Raw genomic sequence first — 17,405 nt, forward strand, 5'->3', positions numbered from 1 at the left:
GCCTCCGCGTGAAACCGTTTAGATTGGATTGTCTCATGCTCCACTTTCTTCCTCCAATCCTGCTCGCCGGCCTTTCCTTGCTCCTTTACCTGATCAACACCATCTTCTGGTGCCTGCCGGTATATGCCCTGGCCCTGCTGAAGGTCATTTTCCCTTTGCAGGTCTTCCAGCGGATCTGCGCCCGCGCCATGACCGGCCTGGCGCAGGGGTGGGTCTGGGGTCTCAGGGTCGTTATCCGCCTTACCCAGAAGATCGAATGGGACGTCCGGGGAAAGGAGGGGCTGCGGCGCGAAGGCTGGTATTTGCTCGTCTGCAACCACCAGTCCTGGGTGGACATCATTGTGCTGCAGCAGTTTTTCCACGGCCGCATTCCTTCACTGAAGTTCTTCGTTAAAAAGGAGCTGCTCCGGCTTCCCTTTCTGGGGGTAGCCATGCGGGCCCTCGATTTTCCTTTTGTCGAGCGCTACTCCCGGGAGGTTCTGGAAAAGCACCCGGAGCTGCGCGGCAGGGACCTGGAGACGGTCCGCCGCTCCTGCGAGCGTTTCCGCCAGGCCGCCGCCGCCATCGTCATCTTCCCCGAAGGGACCCGCTTCACCCCCGAAAAGCACGACGTGCAGCAATCCCCCTACCGCCACCTCCTGCGCCCCAAGACCGGCGGCCTGTCGGCAACCATGGCCGCACTGGGAGACAGGATCGACTCCCTCCTCGATGTGACCATCGTCTACCCCGACGGACGGCCGACCTTCTGGGATTTCCTCTCCGGCCGCATCTCCCGGGCGGTCGTCCGGGTGCAACCCCACCCGATTCCGCCGGAGTTGCGGACGGGGAACTGCCCGGCCGATCCCCGGTGCCGCGAGGGTTTTAATAAGTGGATGGGGGAGCTGTGGGGGGAGAAGGATGCGCGGATCGAAGGGTTTCTGCGTCAGTTGGAGTAACAGCTATTTGTGTTCGCCGCCGGTTTGGGGTAAATTGAATTCTGCCAAACAGCCCCTTGCGGGGAAACCGGGCCGGTTCAAACCACAAAGATGTTTTGATTTTCGTTGCGCCGTCGCGGCGCTTGAGACTGCTTTATAGAAATGATTCGGAGCGGGATGCCTTCTTCTCATATCCAAAATCAGCGGGGCGTCACCCTCGTCGTGGTCCTGGTCATCGTCGTGATCCTCGGGCTCTCGCTGGGGATAGCGGGCTCCACCTGGCGGACGGTCGTGCACCAGGCCAAGGAGAAGGAACTCCTCTTCCGCGGTGACCAGTACCGCCGCGCCATCGGGAGTTACTACAAAATGGTGCACGGCGGAACCAAGGCGGCGTTTCCCACGAGGCTGGAGGATCTGCTGAAGGATCCCCGCTCGCCGCAGACGCTGCGCCATATCCGGAAGCTCTATAAAGATCCCATGACCGGGGAGGACTGGGTGCTCATCCGCCAGGGGGGGACGGTGGGGGGGACGGTGACAGCCAGTGCCGGTACCGGCGGGATCATCGGTGTGCGCAGTTCCAGCGATCTGGAACCCTTTAAAAAGGACGGTTTTTCAGAGGAAAACGAAAAGTTAAAGGATAAAGAGAAATACAGCCAGTGGGAGTTCGTGTACGAGCCGTCTGCAAGCACGACACCGCCGGCGGCCAAGGCCCCTCCCGGAACGGCAGCTCCACCGGCGACAACTCCACCGGCGGGAGCAGTGCCGCCCGCGGAAGGGGGAGCGCCGCCCGCTGAGGAGGGGAATCAGGCAGGTGAATGACAGGAAGTCGAATAAAAACAGGCCGCGGATGCGGCCTGTTTTTATTCGGGAGTTTATGTCCGAATCAGAGACACACGCGGGTGATCTGCTCCAGATCGGTCAAGCCGTCGAAGATCTTGCACACTCCGTCCATGCGCAGAGTCCGCATCCCCTCGTGGATGGCGGCCGCCCGCAACACTTCGGCGCGCGATGTCCTTTTGATCAGCTCCCGAATAGGCTCTGAGTTGACCAGCAGCTCGTGGATTGCCAACCGTCCCCGGTAACCGGTGCCGCCGCAGGCGTCGCAGCCTGTCTTTTTCATCAGGACCAGGTCGGTGGAGTAGTCCGGCATGTCGTGGGGGCTGAACCATTTCGCCCCGTAAGCCTCGACCAGTTGTTCGTATGTGGCGCGATCGGGATGATATGGCTTGCGGCAGTCGGTGCACAACCTTCGGGTGAGCCGCTGGGCCAGGATGCCGAGCATGGCATCGGCGAAATTGATGGGATCCATGCCGATTTCGATCAGGCGGGTAATTGTCTCCGGAGCGTTGTTGGTGTGCAAGGTGCTGAGGACCAGGTGGCCGGTCAGCGAAGCGCCGATGGCTGTTTTGGCGGTTTCGGTATCGCGCATCTCTCCGATCATGATGACGTCCGGGTCGGCACGGAGAAACGAGCGCAGGGCGGATTGAAAGGTAAAGCCGATTTTGGCGTCGACCTGGACCTGACGCAGCCCGGCCTGGGTGATCTCCACCGGATCCTCGACCGTCCATATCTTCCGGTCGGGGGTGTTGATCCGGCCGAGTGCGGAGTGCAGGGTAGTCGTCTTGCCCGAGCCGGTTGGCCCGACGCAGAGGATGATTCCGTAAGGCTGGTTGAGCAGATGTGCGAACTTGTCGAGATTGCCGGCGGAGAAGCCCATCTCCTTCAGCGGCAGGGAACGCGAAGAGGAGAGGACCCGCAGGACCACATCCTCCATGCCGCCGACTGTCGGGGTCACTTCGGCCCGGTATTCGACTTTCTTGCGACCGAAACGCAACAGAATCTTGCCGCTCTGCGGCCGGCGCCGCTCGGCAATGTCGAGTCTGGCCATGATCTTGACCCGAGAGACGATGGCGGGTTTGTAGGCGGCGGAGATTCGATGCATCGGTCTGCAGAGACCGTCGATACGGTAGCGCACCTGCAGATCGCGGGCGCCCATGCCCGGTTCAAAATGGATATCCGAAGCCCCCTTGTGATAAGCGTCGACCAGGATGCGGTTGACGAGGGTGATGATCTTCGAGTCCGATTCCCTGAGCAGCGGGACCTCTTCGTCCTCGCTCTCCACCGCGATCTCATCGCCGCTCATTTCGTCGAGCAGATCTTCGACCGACTCTTCATTCTCGCCATAGTGTCTACGAATGGCGTCGGCGATCTGCTGCCGGCGCGCGACGACGAAATCGATATTGAAATTGCTGATGAAACGCAGGCTGTCGCCGAGACTCGGGTCGGTGGGTGAGGAGGTGGCCACAGCCAATGTGCGTCCGTAGGTTTCGATCGGCAGTACCTGGAGCCGGAATATAGTTCCTCGGGAGAGCGCCCCCAAGGCCTCGTCGGTGGGCACCACATCTTCAAGATCAATAAAGGGCAGCCGGAATTTGGTAGCCAGCGCGGAAAGGAGTTGATCCTCGGTAATCAGACCCCGCTCGATGAGCAGCGTGCCGAGCCGCTTCTTCTTGCCGCGTTCCTGATTAGCCACCGCCTCTTCGACCTGCTCGCGAGTGACGAGGCCGGTGGCGATGAGTATATCGCCCACGCGGGCGTTGGGCGGCAGTTTACGAGACTGCTCGGCATCCAGAATCGACTGCTCCACGGATGCCTGGGTAAGGTTGTTGTGCTGGGCGAGGATCTCGCCGAGCCGGCGGCTGCGCAGCAGGGATTGTTCCTGCAGCACCTCCTCCATCGCCGAGGGGGTGACCAGACCTTTTTTTTCGAGAATGTGTCCGAGAAGGTGTCTCTGTCGACGTGAGCGGATGCCGTGGCGGGCGAAGAATATGCAGCCATAGGGGGCATTCGCACCGATCGGGAAGCCGAAGAAGCCTTCGTTCTTGGAATTCTCGCCGAAGGTGCGAACTGGGAAACAGTCGCCGTGGATCGTTTCGACCTCCTCGTGGAATTCGTCCTCCCCCGGAGAGGGACTCCAGTTCCCTTTCTGTGTAAAGAAGAGACAGCAGATCTCATCGATGGGGAAGACGTGCCGGCTGCCGTCCTGCTCCAGAACGGCCTCGACCTGAAGTTCCGGCGGACGGAAGGGACGGACGAGGACGCCTCTTTCCTCGTGACCGTCCATGAATTTCAGCACCACCCTTTTTTCCATGCGACCCATCCTGACTGTGACTGGCGATAGGGGAAATCCGCTATTCACCAGAGGCGAAACAACTCGCTGCGGCCCAAAAACCTGCTCACCGAAGTGGCGATATTATCTCACAAGGCATTCTTGCTTTCCATCACAAAGAGCACAGCTTCGGGGACGGTTCTTTCGGGAAAAGGTCGCCGCGGTGGAGAGCGGATAAGCTCGTTCTGGAATTTCCGGAAAGGTGGGTTGAACAGGCGTGAACGCGGCCTGCCTGCATTCAGGTGCTTTTGTGGCGGTCTTTGCTGAACAGGGAGAGGAGGAGCCCCAGAAGCAAAAGAAGGGAAGTACCCTGCAGCAGCCAGAAGGCGCCGAGCTTGAGCCAGGCGAAAGGTGCGCCGGCATAGCGCACCAGCCATCCTGCCGCCATGTCGCCCAGGATCGCTACGGCCAGAAGTCGGATGATTACTCCCTTGAGCCCTTCGCGAAAAGGAGAGAAGAGGAGCAGATGGCTGAAGACGACGAAAAAGAGCCCCATGGCGAAGAGATGAAAGTGGGTCACCTCCAGCAGACCGATGAAGCTGCGCGGATTCATGAACATCTCCGGGTCGCCGAGATAATAGCGCACCACCGAATCGTAGCTGAATCCGAGCTTCTCCCGGAACATGAAAATGCCTGTGGCCCAGTGGAGAAGAAAATAGCCGTAGAAAAACAGCAGAATGGTTCTGCCGAGGGGGCGGCTGCCGGGACCGGACATCATCACTCTCATGGCCGGCGTTCCAGAAACAGCCGCAGCATGGCACTGCTTTTGCGCACCTGACGGGTGATCGCCTGGGCCGACAGGGTCGCGCCGGTCAGCCCCTGGATGTCGCCGCCGACGCGTAAATTGGCACTGAGCCTCTCCCCCTGGAACTGGTCGAGCCAGCGCTTCGACGGCTTGTATTCCTCCGGTTCGAAAAAAGCCAGTATCTCGACGAAATCCACGGACCCGTCCGGGTTCATCACCACCATCACCGTCTCCGGCAGTGTCCGAACCGTCGCCGCCTCGATCGCGGCGTAGCCGAGAACCTCATTTCCCCTTTTCCCCACATAAAGCATATACAGAGCCGAGTCGACGGTTGCTCCGGAGGCCCGGGTCACCTCTTTCATCTCCTCTTCGGTGAGGTAGAGATTGGTCGTTTCGATTTTGTCCGCGCCGGGAAAGGCGAGTTGCAGAGCGTCGTCTTTGGGGAGGTAAACCTTGCCTTGTGCAATGCTGCCGAAGGCGGCCAGAACGAGAGTGAAGGCGATGACGATTTCAAGAGGTCTGATCAGCATGGGCTGGCTCCGCCGGCAAAAATGGCCGGGAGATGGGATCAGCATCTCCCGGCAGGAGGCAATTAATAAGTAGAGAAGTTCCAGAAGTTAAAAGATGTAGCCGAAACCGAGATTCAGCTCGTCGGCCTTGTCGCCGACCTTTTTGTCGAAATTGCGGTAGTCGGCCTTGAGAACCACGTTGGGGATCGGCTTGTAGCTGATGCCGACGTTGTAAAGATCGAGATCCTCGTTGTTCCCCTTGTAGTCGACATCCTCGTAGCGAAAGAAGGGCGCCAGATACTGGGTGGTTCCCCGGGCGAGCAGCGGCATCACATCGTAGGCGACCTCTCCGTACCAGCCCGTGATCTCCTCGGGGACGTTCGCGCCGATCAGTTCGTTGTCGTCGATCTGGACTATTGTGCCGAGCGCCTTGAATTCGAGACCGGCGACTTTGTACTGGCCATGAATTTCATAGATTTCGGTGAAGACGTCTGCTTTATCGCCATCGGCTTCGAGGACTTCCTTCTGGCCGCTGTCGCCGACATAAAAGCTGCCGCCGAGATTGAGGCCGAGGACCGGCTCATAAGCGAGGCTGCCGACCAGGGCCCAGTCATCGGCCTTGGCTTTGGAACCCTTCTGCCGTCCGCCGCGCAGCCCCTTACTGGTGAAGTCGGCGCCCTGAAAGCCGTTCATCACATAGAGTTTGTATTCGAGGTTTTCCGCAAGTTTGCCAAAGGCGCCGGCGCCCATCTCCCGCCAGGTGCTGGGGATGACTTCGCTCTCCACGTAAGGGCGCATGTTGCCGTGAAAGAGGGTCGGCTCGTGGAGTTCATTGGTAATCCCCACCGGGGCAAGGAGAAGACCGGTGCGCAGGTTTATCTTCTCATGCAGGAGGAAGTCGAGACTGGCCATCTCGACGAACGTCTCGTTTGCATGCTCGATCTCGATTTCCGTATTCAGGATGATGCGGTCGGTGAATTTGTATCCTACATAGAGAATGGCGCGCAGCATGTCGGCGGTGTCGCTGCTGGCTCCCTTGTCGCTGACGAGATTGCTGAAGTGGCCTTCGCCGTAGCCGCCGATGGAGAGTCCCTTGTTGAGCTTGTAGACCTTGGAGGCGGCCGGGCCGAATCCGAAGTTCGAAGAGTAATCGGTCTCGCCGGTTACAGCTGATTCGTGTTTCAGGGTCTGCAGTTCCTGGGTGACGATATCGAGTCGCCGCTCCAACTCCTCCATCGTTGCGGCCGAACCCGCAACGGGGAGGGCCAGCAGGCTCATCAATACCAGGGTGCTTGTCAGTAGACGATTGAACATTTCATTTCTCCTTGCTGTGATTAAATGGATTGCTGTTTTTGCCGCGGCCGCGAGCCCTGCGTCGCAGCTGACGAAATTGAAAACTGATTTCAGAAGATACGGAAAGAGCCGTCAGGTGTCAATTAGAAAATGATTTAAAATTTCAAATTCAAAAAAGCTCAAATGTCCTTTTATTTGGCAGGCAGGCTTTTTCAGATCTGCCTCAAAAAATTGCATCTTTTGACCTGCATCATGTTTTTATGGGGGCGAAGGGGGTTATTCTGCAGTCACCATCGAGGAAGGAGAGAGACCATGAACCTGAAAAACAATATCGGCAGTGCTCAGATCAAGGACGTCATCGAAACCCACCCCCGGATCGGCGAGATCCTGGAGGCCTATGAGATCGGCTGCGTCACCTGCGGCGTGGGAATCTGTCTGCTGAAAGACGTGGTTTCCATTCACGCCCTCGGCGACGAGATCGAAAAGAAGATCGAGACGGAAATAAACGCCTATCTGGATGCAACCCCCACAGGTTGAGCATTAAAGAATTCACGAATTGATCGATAACGGATCACGAATCACTCATCACGGAATCAAAAGGAGATACACCATGAAAAATCTTGCTTGCGGATGCCCCGGTTCCAACGTACGTACCGTCGAGAAGAAAGAAAACCACAACGAAGCCGCCACCGGCCGTCTCAGTTCGGAACTGCGCCAGTGGCCGACCCAGCTCCAGCTCGTTCCGCCCACCGCTCCCTGGCTTCAGAACGCGCATCTGCTCATCGCCGCCGACTGCGCCCCTTTCGCCTATGCGGAGTTCCACAGGGACTTCATCAAAGACAAGGTGCTGGTCAACGCCTGCCCCAAACTCGACGACACCGGCCCCTATGTCGAGAAGCTTGCCGCGATTCTGAAGCATAACGACATCCAATCGGTCACCGTGACCATCATGGAAGTTCCCTGCTGCCGCGGCCTGGCCATGATGGCCGAGCAGGCGGTTGCCGCCTCCGGCAAGGACGTACCTCTCGAGGTGGCGATCATCGGAGTCGACGGCGAAAGGAGGAGCTGAGCATGACGAACGTCACCGCGGTAATGGTGGAAGAGCATAAGCTCATCCTGCGCATGATCGACCTCGTGGAGAAGAACACCCGCCTTGCCGAGGCGGGCCGTTTCACCGACTGGGATTTCTTCATCGACGCGGTCGATTTCATCCGCAACTTTGCCGATCGCTTTCATCATTCCAAGGAGGAGGACATCCTCTTCAAATCCCTGGTGGAAAACGGGATGCCTGCGGAGAATTCGCCGGTGGCGGCCATGCTGATGGCACACGACCAGGGACGGGCCTTCGTTCGCAACATGGAGGAGGCGGCGCGGAAGGCTCTTGCCGGAGAACCCGATCAGACTCCGATTCTCGCCGACAACGCTTACGGCTATGTCACTCTCCTGCGAGACCATATCGATAAGGAGGACTCTATTCTCTACCCCCTTGCCGAGCGAGTGCTCCCCGAAGCGATGCGCCCCGCCATGGTCGAAGGATATGCCAGGGCCGAGGAAAAAACTCCTGGCGTCGCGGAGCGCTACCGGAAGGTAGTGGAAAGGTACGAAGCAAAGCTGGCAGCGTGAGGTGCAAGATCGAAGGGGCGCGCAGCGTGCTGACGCCCCTTCTTGAAAACATGAGGCCCCCGGAAAAGTCCGGGGGCCTCGTTTTTTTTTAGAAGTTGCAGTACTTGCCGGAATGTTTATCGACGGTGCCCCTTGTGCCCCCGTCGCTCTTTCATGGAGGAGCGCATTTGTTCCGCCTTTTCGCGCTGCTCGGGAGTCAGCAAGGCATGGATCTGGTTCTTCACCCTGGCGTGTGAGACGATCATTTCGGTGCGGATTTCAGCCTGGTCGGCCGCCAGGGCACGCACCGCGGCTTCATCAAAGGGTTGCTGCTCTGCGGCGACGCGCAGCTGTTCGCGACCCTTTCGCAACTGCTCTTTCAGCGGCGCGACCTTATCCTGCTCGGCGGCTCGGATGGCCTTGATCTGCTCCCGCTGGTCGGGGGTCAGATCCAGGGCCTCGGCCATGCGGTCGAAGTGCCGCTCTTTTCTCATGTCATAGGTTGCCGGACTGTCACCGGCGCGCTTGTCCACGGCCAGGGCGGAGCCGGAAAGAGGGTCGGCGGCTACAGCGTACAGGGCGCTGCAGACAACGGCTGCAGCCAGGAATGCGGCGATGAGGATGGAATTTTTCACGATTTCTCTCCTTTGGATGATGGTGTGCCTCGAATTTGAGGGAGCGAGCCTGCTGAGAACTTGCTCGCATCCCCGGTTCTGCGTCTCTGTTGAACAAATAAATAACAGGCGAATATGCAGAAAATGTGGAGGAAATATGGAAATGTGGAGAGGATGCAGGTTCCCTGTGGAATTTCCGTGGAAACCTGTGCTAGTAAAGATGATGTAAATGCCAGATTTCACTGCTTTGAAGGGAACGATATGAAGGTCGGAATCAAGCACCGCCTCTTTGCAGCCCTGCTGGCCGCCACGGCGTTGGTGGCCCTGGGCATGTTCCTCATCATGCAGTGGAGCATCGACCGCGGTTTTCTTCGCTATGTAAATACCCTGGAACAGGAAAGGCTGGAACGTCTGGCGGTGGAATTCGAACAGGCTTTTGCTGAACAGGGAAGTTGGGATTTTCTGCGGGACGATCCGGGCCACCTGTTCAGGCTGGCGTACAGAACCCTGCCCGAGGGACAGGCCACCCCCGAGCGACTGGAGCGGCTTGAACGGCGTCTCGAGCGGCGGTTGAGTGCCGAGCCGCCCGGTGAGCCGTTGCCGCCGCATCTCGCCCATCGGTTCGAGGCGAGGATCCTGCTTCTGGACAGCGAACGCCGTCCGGTTGCAGGGACCAGGGCAGCGGAAGAAAAAATCGAGTTCAAGCGCCTTTACCACGAGGGGCAGGTGGTCGGCTATCTCGGCATCGTCCCTCGCAAAGGTCTTTCCGATGCTCTTCAGCTGAGCTTCGTCAAGCAGCAGAAACTGGCCATGGCGCTGGTCGCCGGAGTGACACTCCTGGTCTCGGCGCTTCTGGCCCTGCCTCTGGCGAACCGGCTGGTCCGCCCGATCAGATCCCTGGCGGACGCCACACGCTGCCTTTCGGCCGGAGACTATGCCACCCGTGTGCCGGTGACCGCTACCGACGAACTGGGTCAGCTGGCCTCCGACTTCAACACACTGGCCCTGACCCTGGAGAAGAATGAACAGACGCGCCGGCAGTGGGTGGCCGACATCTCCCATGAGCTGCGTACTCCGCTGGCGGTGCTGCGCGGCGAGATCGAGGCCCTGCAGGACGGAGTTCGTCAGGCCACACCCGCTGCGGTCGCCTCGCTGCATACGGAGGTTCTGCGCGTCGGACGACTGGTGGATGATCTCTATCAGCTCGCCCTCTCCGATCTCGGAGCCCTGAATTACCGCAAGGAAGCAATCTTCCTCTCCGGCGTGCTGAAGGATGCGTTGGAGGCGTTCCGCCCCGAGTTCGAGCGCAAGGGCATCGCCCTGCAATACACCCCCCCAGCCCGGGATATCCTTCTCTTTGCCGATCCCGAACGGCTGCATCAGCTTCTTGCCAACCTGCTGGAGAATTCACTCCGGTACACCGATGCCGGAGGCCGACTCGAAATCGTCCTGGAGCAGGAGAAGGGGAGGGCGATGCTGACGTTTCGCGACAGCGCCCCCGGGGTGCCGGCGGCCGACCTGGAACGATTGTTCGAACGGCTCTACCGGGTGGAAGGCTCACGCAGCCGCGCCTCCGGAGGGGCAGGTCTGGGGTTGTCGATCTGCCGCAATATCGTCGAGGCACATGGAGGCGACATTTCGGCGGCGCCATCGCCGCTGGGCGGATTGGCGGTAACGGTGGCGCTGCCGCTTGAAGAACGCTCTTGAGAGGAGGTGGGCTGGCTGGAGAATCGTAGTTTGACAGGTTCTTACAGCCGGTGCTACACTCACGCGTTTGACTATTCAGTTTCTGTCTGGAAACGGCCCTTTTCCGCAATCTCTGCGTCAATCTTCAGTCTTGCTTGTGCGGCGTACCTGGGTACGCCTCCGCGCAAGACTTTGATTTCCTTGATCTTGCGAAAAATTACTCGTTTCCGAATCAGAAACTAAACAGTGTCCATCCGGAGTTCCGGATGGACACTGTTTAATCCCGCCGCCCAGGAGGAGCCTGCCATGGATCAGAAACTTCAGATACTCCTCGACACGGTAAAAAAGCTCATTCGGCGCGGCGCCTATCCCAATCTCACCAACGTCGTCGCCAAGACCCATCCCGCCGACATCGCCCATCTCTTTCGCTACCTGGATCAGAAGGAGCAGCGCGTCTTCTTCAACCTGATTGAAGATTCGGAGACGGCCGCTTCGGTGCTCTCCGAGCTCGATCACGGCACCGGCGCCCAGCTCCTGGAGAAGATCGACACGGAGACCATCACCGGGATCCTCCAGGAGATGCCTTACGACGATGCCGTCGACATCATCCGCAACATGCCGGAGGAGAAAGCGGAAGAGATCCTCCAGATCATGGAGGACGAACATTCGGATGAGATCGAGGAGCTGCTCAAATACGGCGAGGATACCGCCGGCGGCATCATGGCCACGGAGATCTTCTCCCTGCGCGAAGACATGACGGTCAAGGAAGCCGTTGCGGCCCTGCAGGAAGCCAAGGACGTGGAGATGGTCTTTTACGTCTATGTCACCGACGAGCACAACCACCTGGTGGGGGTTCTCTCCCTGCGCAACCTGCTCACCGTCCCTCCCAGTACCCGTCTCCGGAACATCATGACCACCGACGTCATCAGCGTCCGAACGGACATGGACCAGGAGGAGGTGGCCCATCTCGTGGCCAAGTACGACATTCTGGCCATTCCCGTCGTCGATGAAGGGAACAAGCTGATGGGGATCATCACCGTCGACGACGTCATCGACGTCATGCGCCAGGAGGCCACCGAGGACATGTTCAAGATGGCCGGCGCCAGCGAGGAGGAACTCCTCTACGGCTACAAATCCTTCAAGATCGCCAGGCTGCGCCTCCCCTGGCTGGTGACCAATCTCTTCGGCGGGGTAATCACCGGGTACCTGATGTGGCGGTTCAAGGTGACCCTCAAGGAGGTCATCGCCCTGATCTCCTTCATCCCGGTCATCACCGGCATGGGGGGGAACGTCGGGGGGCAGTCCGCCACCATCGTGGTGCGCGGCTTCGCCACGGGGCGCATCGACTTTTCCACCCTGCGCCAGGTGTTCTACAAGGAGGTGCGGGTCGGGCTGATCATGGGGACAGTATGCGGTACTGTCACCGGTTTGATCGCTTTTTTCTGGCACCACAATCCCTACCTTGGATTGGTGGTGGGACTGGCCATGGTCACCGCCATGACGGTTGCCGCCAGCATGGGGGTCATCGCCACCTCCTTTTTCAAGAAGATCGGTATCGATCCCGCCATCGCCTCCAGCCCCTTTGTCCAGACGGCCAACGACATTACCGGCATCCTGATCTACTTCGGCACGGCGACCCTTTTCATCAACTACCTACGGTGATCCGGAAGCAGCATCATTTCACCGCGGGTTTCCGCCAGCTTCAGGAATACACCACACACCCTTCCTGTTCTTCTATAAATATCAAGTAATGTGATTAAGCCATGAAGGGGAAGACGGATGTACAGCTCAGAGCACCTTTCGCAGCAGTGGATTTATACTTTGGATGCCATGGGAGGGGGAGAGCTTCTGCCCTTCGAAAAGATCGACTCACTTCTTCCCGAGGGCAAGATACCCTGGATCCACCTGAGTTATACGGATGAGAAGGCGCAAGCCTGGCTGGCCCGGGAAAGTGGCATTGATCCCGTCGTCCTCGAATCCCTTCTCGCCGAAGACACGCGCCCGCGCAGTTTCGATCACGGGCAGGGGCTGCTCGTGATCCTTCGGGGAGTCAACTTAAATATCGGAGCTGAACCGGAGGACATGGTCTCGGTCCGACTGTGGATCGAGCCTTCCCGGATCATCACCATCAGCCACCGTAAGCTCATGGCCCTGGAGGATCTCACCCGCAGTCTCGCAAAGGGAGAAGGGCCGGTCGGAGGCGCTGATTTCGTTCTCATGCTTGCGCAGAGTCTGGTTCGCCGGATGTCTGCCGTTCTGGGTGATCTGGAGGATGGGGTCGCAATACTGGAGGATGATATCCTCGCTCAGGAGAGTCACACGCTTCGAGGCAGCATCAGCCTGCTGCGACGAAAAGCGATCCGCTTTCGCCGCTACATGGCACCTCAGAGGGAAGCCCTGGAACGTCTGCACGCTGTGAAAGGCCCATGGTTCGATGAAATTCAGAAGGTAAGAATTCGAGAGATAGCGGATCAGATGACCCGATATGTCGAGGACCTTGATGCGACAAAGGACCGCGCTGCGATCCTTCAGGACGAACTGGAGGCGGATCGGGAATCAGATGAATAAGACAATGTATCTTCTTTCGATTGTCGCGGCCATTTTCCTGCCCCTGGGTCTTCTGACGGGATTGCTTGGCATCAATGTCGGCGGCATTCCCGGGACGGAGAGTCCCTATGCCTTCTTCATCGTCTGTGGCATTCTGTTCGTCATCGCGGCCATGCAGATCCTGATCTTCCGTCGCATGCGCTGGATGTAGCTCGATCACCATGTCCAATGAGATTCCCTTTTCCCGGAAATCACGCTCTTTCCGAAATCGATTGACTCTTTGCGGGCAAGTGATAATATCTGCGCTGCTTTCGGGACCCCTTGAAATTCACCGACTGGTATGCGCGGATATTCCCTCACGAAAAAGATCCTTTCCCTGCTCGTCGTCGCCGCGCTTCTCTCCCTGCGCCTGGGAAGCCTTACCGACGAAATTTTTGCCACTCCCGTCGAAGAAGCCATCTTCGATTGCGCCTTCATTGCCGAAGAGAATCATACCGAAGGAAAATCGATTAAAGTCAAGGCCAAGCGGATGTTCGAGCTTATCCTGACATCTGTCGACGCAATCCAACCCCACATCGAAATACCGGAACCGGCCGAGAGGGCCGTCGTACCCGTCCTGCTTCCCCAGGACATCCCCTTTGAAATCTTCATCCCCCCCGAGAACGACCTCCTGAGCTGAACATTGGCGATCCTTGTCCCCGCTGCCTGAAAGCAAAGGCGCTTGAAGGCCGGCAGGGATGAAAAAAAAGTTCTTAACAAGCTTGGGAGACCAAACATGCATCGTTCTTACGTTGTTGCCGCCATCATTCTATCGATTCTGATTGTTTCGGGCGGATGCGCCCGTAAAGCAAGTCGATCAGCCCTCGATCCGACCGGATCTTCCGGCGCCGTCACTGCCGTTCAGCCCTCTGCCGAAGAGGCAACGGACAGCATGCAAAGGGAGACGGATGGCGATGTCAGGACCGCGACGCTTAATACCCTTGATGGAAAAAGCCTGGAAAAGGTTTACTTCGATTATGATTCATACACCTTGAAACCCGAAGCAAGGCGGGCCCTGGATGTCAATGCGGGGTGGATGCGGGACAATCCGGAGGCCATCGTCACCATCGCGGGACACTGCGACGAGCGGGGCTCCGATGAATACAATCTGGCGCTCGGCGACCGCCGGGCCAAGGCGGTGAAAAGCTACCTGGCGGCGCTCGGAATCGCTCCGGAGCGTCTGGGCACGATCAGCTACGGCGAAGAGATGCCCGCCTCGGACGGCCGGGACGAAGCGGCCTGGAGCAAAAACCGCAGGGCCGAGTTCAGGTAATGTGACGGAAAGAGCGCACCGGGCAGGCTGTTCAGCCTGCCCGGTGCATGCACCTCCCAAGGGCCTTTTTCCTGCCGATTCCGATCTCCCGAACGCCGTTGGAGGTTGACACGCCCTGTACTGCGCGGATAAAGTAAGCAGATGCTGACCTCCCTCATGAAAATAGCGGCGCCCCTGACGCTGCTCCTTGCCCTGATCTTCCTGGCCGGAGCGGTCTCCGCGGCGGTTCCCCTTGGGGAAAAAGCCGAGGCCAGCCATTGCTGCGAGAAGGAGGCGGATGAAGAGGCGCCCTCAGCAGACGGCGAATGCACCGATCCCGGATGCGGCTGCCTCTCCTGCAGCGCTTCCCTGCTTTCCCAGATTCCCCGGATCTCATCCTCCACTTCCGAATACCGTCCACTTTTGTGGACCCTGACCCTCTCCCTCCCCTCGGCCCCCGGCCGATCCATCGACTATCCCCCCGAATTTCTCTGATTCGCCCAGAACGTTGTGCAACTGACCGGCGATCCGCCGCCCGTGGTGCATCCGCGCCCTACGGGTGTGGTTTGTTCGACTGTAACGTCTTTCAGAGGAGTCCGAATCATGAGAAATCTTCGCTATCTTTTTATCTTCATAACCGCCATTTCCCTGCTTGCCCTCTCCGCCGGCTGCAAGAACGAGGCCCCCTCCTTTCAGGTCAACGACCTGGCCTCCGATCCCGGCGCCTTCAGCGGTCCGCTCACTGTGGTGGGCATCGCTTACGGCTACTCCAAGTCCGACGCCACCATTGTGGGAATCATGGACAAGAAGGAGCTTCAGTGCACCACGCCCAACTGCAACAAGGTGCTTCTGCCGGTGAAAATCGCGGGAACCCGTCCAGCCATCGGTGATGAAGTGAAGATCTCCGGCTCCTTCAGCCGTGAACCCGGGGGATACCTCTTCCGCGCCGAGAAAATGGAAGTGGTAGCCAACCACAAGCTGGGAGGGCAGGGATGACCCCCGGTAAACTGGTCTTAAAGAACATCGTCCGCAGGCGCGGCCGGTTCGTCTTCACCCTCCTTGGCATCATCATCGGCATGGCCTCCTTCGTCACCTTCATGGCGCTGGGAGGGAGTCTGAAAACCCAGATCGAGCGGGAGTCGGCCGCCCTGGGGGCGAATCTGGTGGTCACGCCCAAGGGGAGCTGCGCCTACGAGCAGGTCTCCATACTCACCGGCGAGCAGCTCCCCACCACCATCACCGCCGAGGAGGTGGCGGCCATCCGCGCCATCGATGGGATGACCGCCATCCCCTATCTGGCCGAGCGATCGGCCATCGACAACCGGCCCGTTTCGGTGATGGGGATTCTCCCGGCCGAGACGCTGCGGTTCAAGGAGTGGGCCCTCGCCTCGGGAGGCTACTTCTCCTCCGAGGAGTCCGAGGGAGCCGTTCTGGGTTCGGTGCTCGCCGAGCAGTTCGGTCTGCAGCCGGGCGCCGAGGTGCGCATCCGAGGGAAGCAGATTCCCGTACTGGGGGTTCTGGAGGAGACGGCGGGGAAGGATGACCTGACGGTCTTCCTGAGCATGCCGGCGGCCCAGCAGCTCTATGAGCAGAAGGACAGGGTCTCCTACGTCGCCGTGCGGGTCGACCGTCTTGACGAGGTGGACCTCTACGCCATGAAAATCAAGGATGCGGTGAGCCTTGGCGTCGTTTCGGACAAGCAGATGCTCGGTTCGGTGCTCTCCATCGTGGGCACCGTCAACATGACCCTGCAACTGATCGCGGCGGTGGCCATTCTCGCGGCGGCCTTCGGCATCGTCAACACCATGATGACCGCCACCTACGAGCGCAAGCGCGAGATCGGCATCCTGCAGGCCATGGGCGCGACCCGGGGCGGCATCTTCCGCCTCTTTCTCCTCGAGTCCGGGGTTTACGGACTGCTGGGAGGGCTGGGCGGGGCGGTGCTGGGGTTCGCGGCCTCCCTGGTGGCGGCGCCCTACATCGGTCAGAACGCCGCCACGTCCTTCGTGAAGGGCTCCCAGACCAGCATCGATCCCCTGCTCTTTGTCGGGGCCGTCCTGTTCTCGACGCTGGTCGCCATGGTTTCCGGCCTCTATCCCGCCTGGAAGGCCTCCAACCTCTCACCCGTGGAGGCCATCAGCTATGAGTGACGCCATCATCAGAACAGAAAGTCTCACGAAGGAATACGGCCGGGGCGCGACCCTGACCCGAGCGCTGCGGGGTGTGGACCTGGAGATCCCCCGGGGCAGCTTCACCTGCATCGTCGGCCCCTCCGGTCACGGCAAGTCCACCCTCATGCATCTCATCGGCGGCCTCGACCGCCCCACAGGCGGCAGCGTCTTCCTCGACGGGCAGGAGATGTTCCGTCTCGGAGGACGGGAGCTGGCGGCGATGAGGGCAAGCAAGATCGGTTTCGTCTTCCAGTTCTTCAACCTCCTTCAGAGCCTTACGGCGATGGAGAACGTGGAGACGGCGCTGATGCTGGCCGGAGTCCCCGAGGCGCGGCAGAAAGAGCGGGCGAGGGAGCTGCTGGCCCTGGTCGGTCTGGAGGAAAAAGCCGGCGCCAAGCCGGGACAGCTCTCCGGCGGACAGCAGCAGCGAGTCGCCATCGCCCGCGCGTTGGCCAACGACCCGCCCGTCCTGCTGATGGACGAGCCCACGGGCAACCTGGATTCCGCCGCCGAAGGCGAGGTGATGGCCGTGCTGGAAGAGCTCAACCGACAGGGAAAAACGGTCATCCTGGTCACCCACAGCAGCGAGATCGCCGCCCGGGCGGGGAACCTGGTGCGGGTGCGCGACGGGCTGATCGATGCGAGTCCAGCCATTTGAATAGAGGATCAATGTTCATCATTAAGGGCCGCTTCCGGAGAAGGAGCGGCCCTTTTTTAATGGGGTTCTTTTGCAGGAGATTGCCAACTGGGAAGAGTTCGGGCAGAGGAAGTCGAAGAAAACTATAGCATTCCTTAACCCAGCGGATATAATGCGGAAGATATTTCGGATTCAATGACTTGTCGGCGGACCAGCCGACGGCGGAA

Annotated in this window: 20 protein-coding genes; 15 read left to right on the top strand and 5 right to left on the bottom strand. The window is 59.4% G+C overall.

Translation table 11 applies throughout. The features are described 5' to 3' along the window. Positions 1-35: 35 nt before the first annotated feature. Entirely contained in the window at positions 36-935 is a 900-nt protein-coding gene (locus tag DTF_RS0108480) for an acyltransferase (RefSeq protein WP_027714977.1), read from the top strand. A 156-nt stretch (positions 936-1,091) separates the two neighbouring features. Beyond that, entirely contained in the window at positions 1,092-1,733 is a 642-nt protein-coding gene (locus DTF_RS22670) for a hypothetical protein (RefSeq protein WP_051361169.1), read from the top strand. 64 nt (positions 1,734-1,797) lie between these two features. Here DTF_RS22670 and DTF_RS0108490 read toward each other — a convergent pair whose 3' ends face one another. The 4 genes from DTF_RS0108490 to DTF_RS0108505 all read right to left on the bottom strand — a co-directional run bounded on the left by DTF_RS0108490 (position 1,798) and on the right by DTF_RS0108505 (position 6,651). Then, the gene (locus tag DTF_RS0108490) at positions 1,798-4,065 is read right to left on the bottom strand and encodes a GspE/PulE family protein (protein WP_027714978.1); all 2,268 of its coding nucleotides are present in this window, start codon (positions 4,063-4,065) and stop codon (positions 1,798-1,800) included. A gap of 256 nt (positions 4,066-4,321) precedes the next feature. Then, complete coding sequence (locus tag DTF_RS0108495; protein WP_027714979.1) at positions 4,322-4,810, bottom strand: hypothetical protein; 489 nt, start codon at positions 4,808-4,810, stop codon at positions 4,322-4,324. Further along, positions 4,807-5,358: an FMN-binding protein gene (locus DTF_RS22675; RefSeq protein WP_051361170.1), complete on the bottom strand. Its 552-nt coding sequence runs from the start codon at positions 5,356-5,358 to the stop codon at positions 4,807-4,809. Before DTF_RS22675 ends, DTF_RS0108495 begins: the two co-directional genes overlap by 4 nt. 87 nt (positions 5,359-5,445) lie before the next feature. After that, a complete protein-coding gene (locus tag DTF_RS0108505; RefSeq protein WP_051361171.1) occupies positions 5,446-6,651 on the bottom strand; it encodes a hypothetical protein in 1,206 nt (401 codons plus the stop codon). 291 nt (positions 6,652-6,942) lie between these two features. Between DTF_RS0108505 and DTF_RS0108510 the strand changes: the two genes are divergently transcribed. From DTF_RS0108510 to DTF_RS0108520, 3 genes are all read left to right on the top strand, one after another. Further along, on the top strand, positions 6,943-7,167 hold the full coding sequence (locus tag DTF_RS0108510) for a hypothetical protein (protein ID WP_027714981.1): 225 nt from the start codon (positions 6,943-6,945) through the stop codon (positions 7,165-7,167). 73 nt (positions 7,168-7,240) lie between these two features. Beyond that, complete coding sequence (locus tag DTF_RS22680) at positions 7,241-7,699, top strand: hypothetical protein (RefSeq protein ID WP_051361172.1); 459 nt, start codon at positions 7,241-7,243, stop codon at positions 7,697-7,699. A gap of 2 nt (positions 7,700-7,701) precedes the next feature. Next, positions 7,702-8,253, top strand: a complete 552-nt coding sequence (locus tag DTF_RS0108520) for a hemerythrin domain-containing protein (RefSeq protein ID WP_027714982.1) — start codon at positions 7,702-7,704, stop codon at positions 8,251-8,253. A 116-nt stretch (positions 8,254-8,369) separates the two neighbouring features. On the opposite strand, the gene DTF_RS26840 is transcribed toward DTF_RS0108520, so the two are convergent. Then, positions 8,370-8,867, bottom strand: coding sequence for a Spy/CpxP family protein refolding chaperone (locus DTF_RS26840; protein ID WP_051361173.1), 498 nt, complete (start codon positions 8,865-8,867; stop codon positions 8,370-8,372). A gap of 240 nt (positions 8,868-9,107) precedes the next feature. On the opposite strand from DTF_RS26840, the gene DTF_RS0108535 reads away from it, so the two are divergent. The 10 genes from DTF_RS0108535 to DTF_RS0108575 all read left to right on the top strand — a co-directional run bounded on the left by DTF_RS0108535 (position 9,108) and on the right by DTF_RS0108575 (position 17,199). Further along, positions 9,108-10,553, top strand: a complete 1,446-nt coding sequence (locus DTF_RS0108535) for an ATP-binding protein (protein ID WP_027714983.1) — start codon at positions 9,108-9,110, stop codon at positions 10,551-10,553. 285 nt (positions 10,554-10,838) lie between these two features. Next, positions 10,839-12,194 (top strand): magnesium transporter, encoded by a 1,356-nt coding sequence (mgtE, locus tag DTF_RS0108540; RefSeq protein WP_027714984.1) that lies wholly within the window; start codon positions 10,839-10,841, stop codon positions 12,192-12,194. Between the two features lie 117 nt (positions 12,195-12,311). After that, complete coding sequence (locus DTF_RS22690; RefSeq protein ID WP_051361174.1) at positions 12,312-13,100, top strand: CorA family divalent cation transporter; 789 nt, start codon at positions 12,312-12,314, stop codon at positions 13,098-13,100. Further along, positions 13,093-13,290, top strand: coding sequence for a CorA family divalent cation transporter (locus DTF_RS27565; protein ID WP_162148621.1), 198 nt, complete (start codon positions 13,093-13,095; stop codon positions 13,288-13,290). Before DTF_RS22690 ends, DTF_RS27565 begins: the two co-directional genes overlap by 8 nt. Before the next feature lie 129 nt (positions 13,291-13,419). Next, a complete protein-coding gene (locus DTF_RS0108550; RefSeq protein WP_027714985.1) occupies positions 13,420-13,758 on the top strand; it encodes a hypothetical protein in 339 nt (112 codons plus the stop codon). A gap of 96 nt (positions 13,759-13,854) precedes the next feature. After that, positions 13,855-14,391 (top strand): peptidoglycan-associated lipoprotein Pal, encoded by a 537-nt coding sequence (pal, locus tag DTF_RS0108555; protein ID WP_027714986.1) that lies wholly within the window; start codon positions 13,855-13,857, stop codon positions 14,389-14,391. 141 nt (positions 14,392-14,532) lie between these two features. Next, positions 14,533-14,865, top strand: a complete 333-nt coding sequence (locus tag DTF_RS0108560; protein WP_027714987.1) for a hypothetical protein — start codon at positions 14,533-14,535, stop codon at positions 14,863-14,865. A 108-nt stretch (positions 14,866-14,973) separates the two neighbouring features. Beyond that, positions 14,974-15,366: a hypothetical protein gene (locus DTF_RS0108565; protein WP_027714988.1), complete on the top strand. Its 393-nt coding sequence runs from the start codon at positions 14,974-14,976 to the stop codon at positions 15,364-15,366. After that, positions 15,363-16,520 carry an ABC transporter permease gene (locus tag DTF_RS0108570; protein ID WP_027714989.1) on the top strand — a complete coding sequence of 386 codons (1,158 nt, stop codon included), beginning with the start codon at positions 15,363-15,365 and terminating at the stop codon, positions 16,518-16,520. The genes DTF_RS0108565 and DTF_RS0108570 overlap by 4 nt, the downstream gene beginning before the upstream one ends. Then, complete coding sequence (locus DTF_RS0108575; protein WP_027714990.1) at positions 16,513-17,199, top strand: ABC transporter ATP-binding protein; 687 nt, start codon at positions 16,513-16,515, stop codon at positions 17,197-17,199. Before DTF_RS0108570 ends, DTF_RS0108575 begins: the two co-directional genes overlap by 8 nt. The last annotated feature ends 206 nt before the right edge of the window (positions 17,200-17,405 follow it).

The organism is Desulfuromonas sp. TF, from assembly GCF_000472285.1.
In the GTDB taxonomy this organism is placed as follows: Bacteria; Desulfobacterota; Desulfuromonadia; order Desulfuromonadales; family ATBO01; genus ATBO01.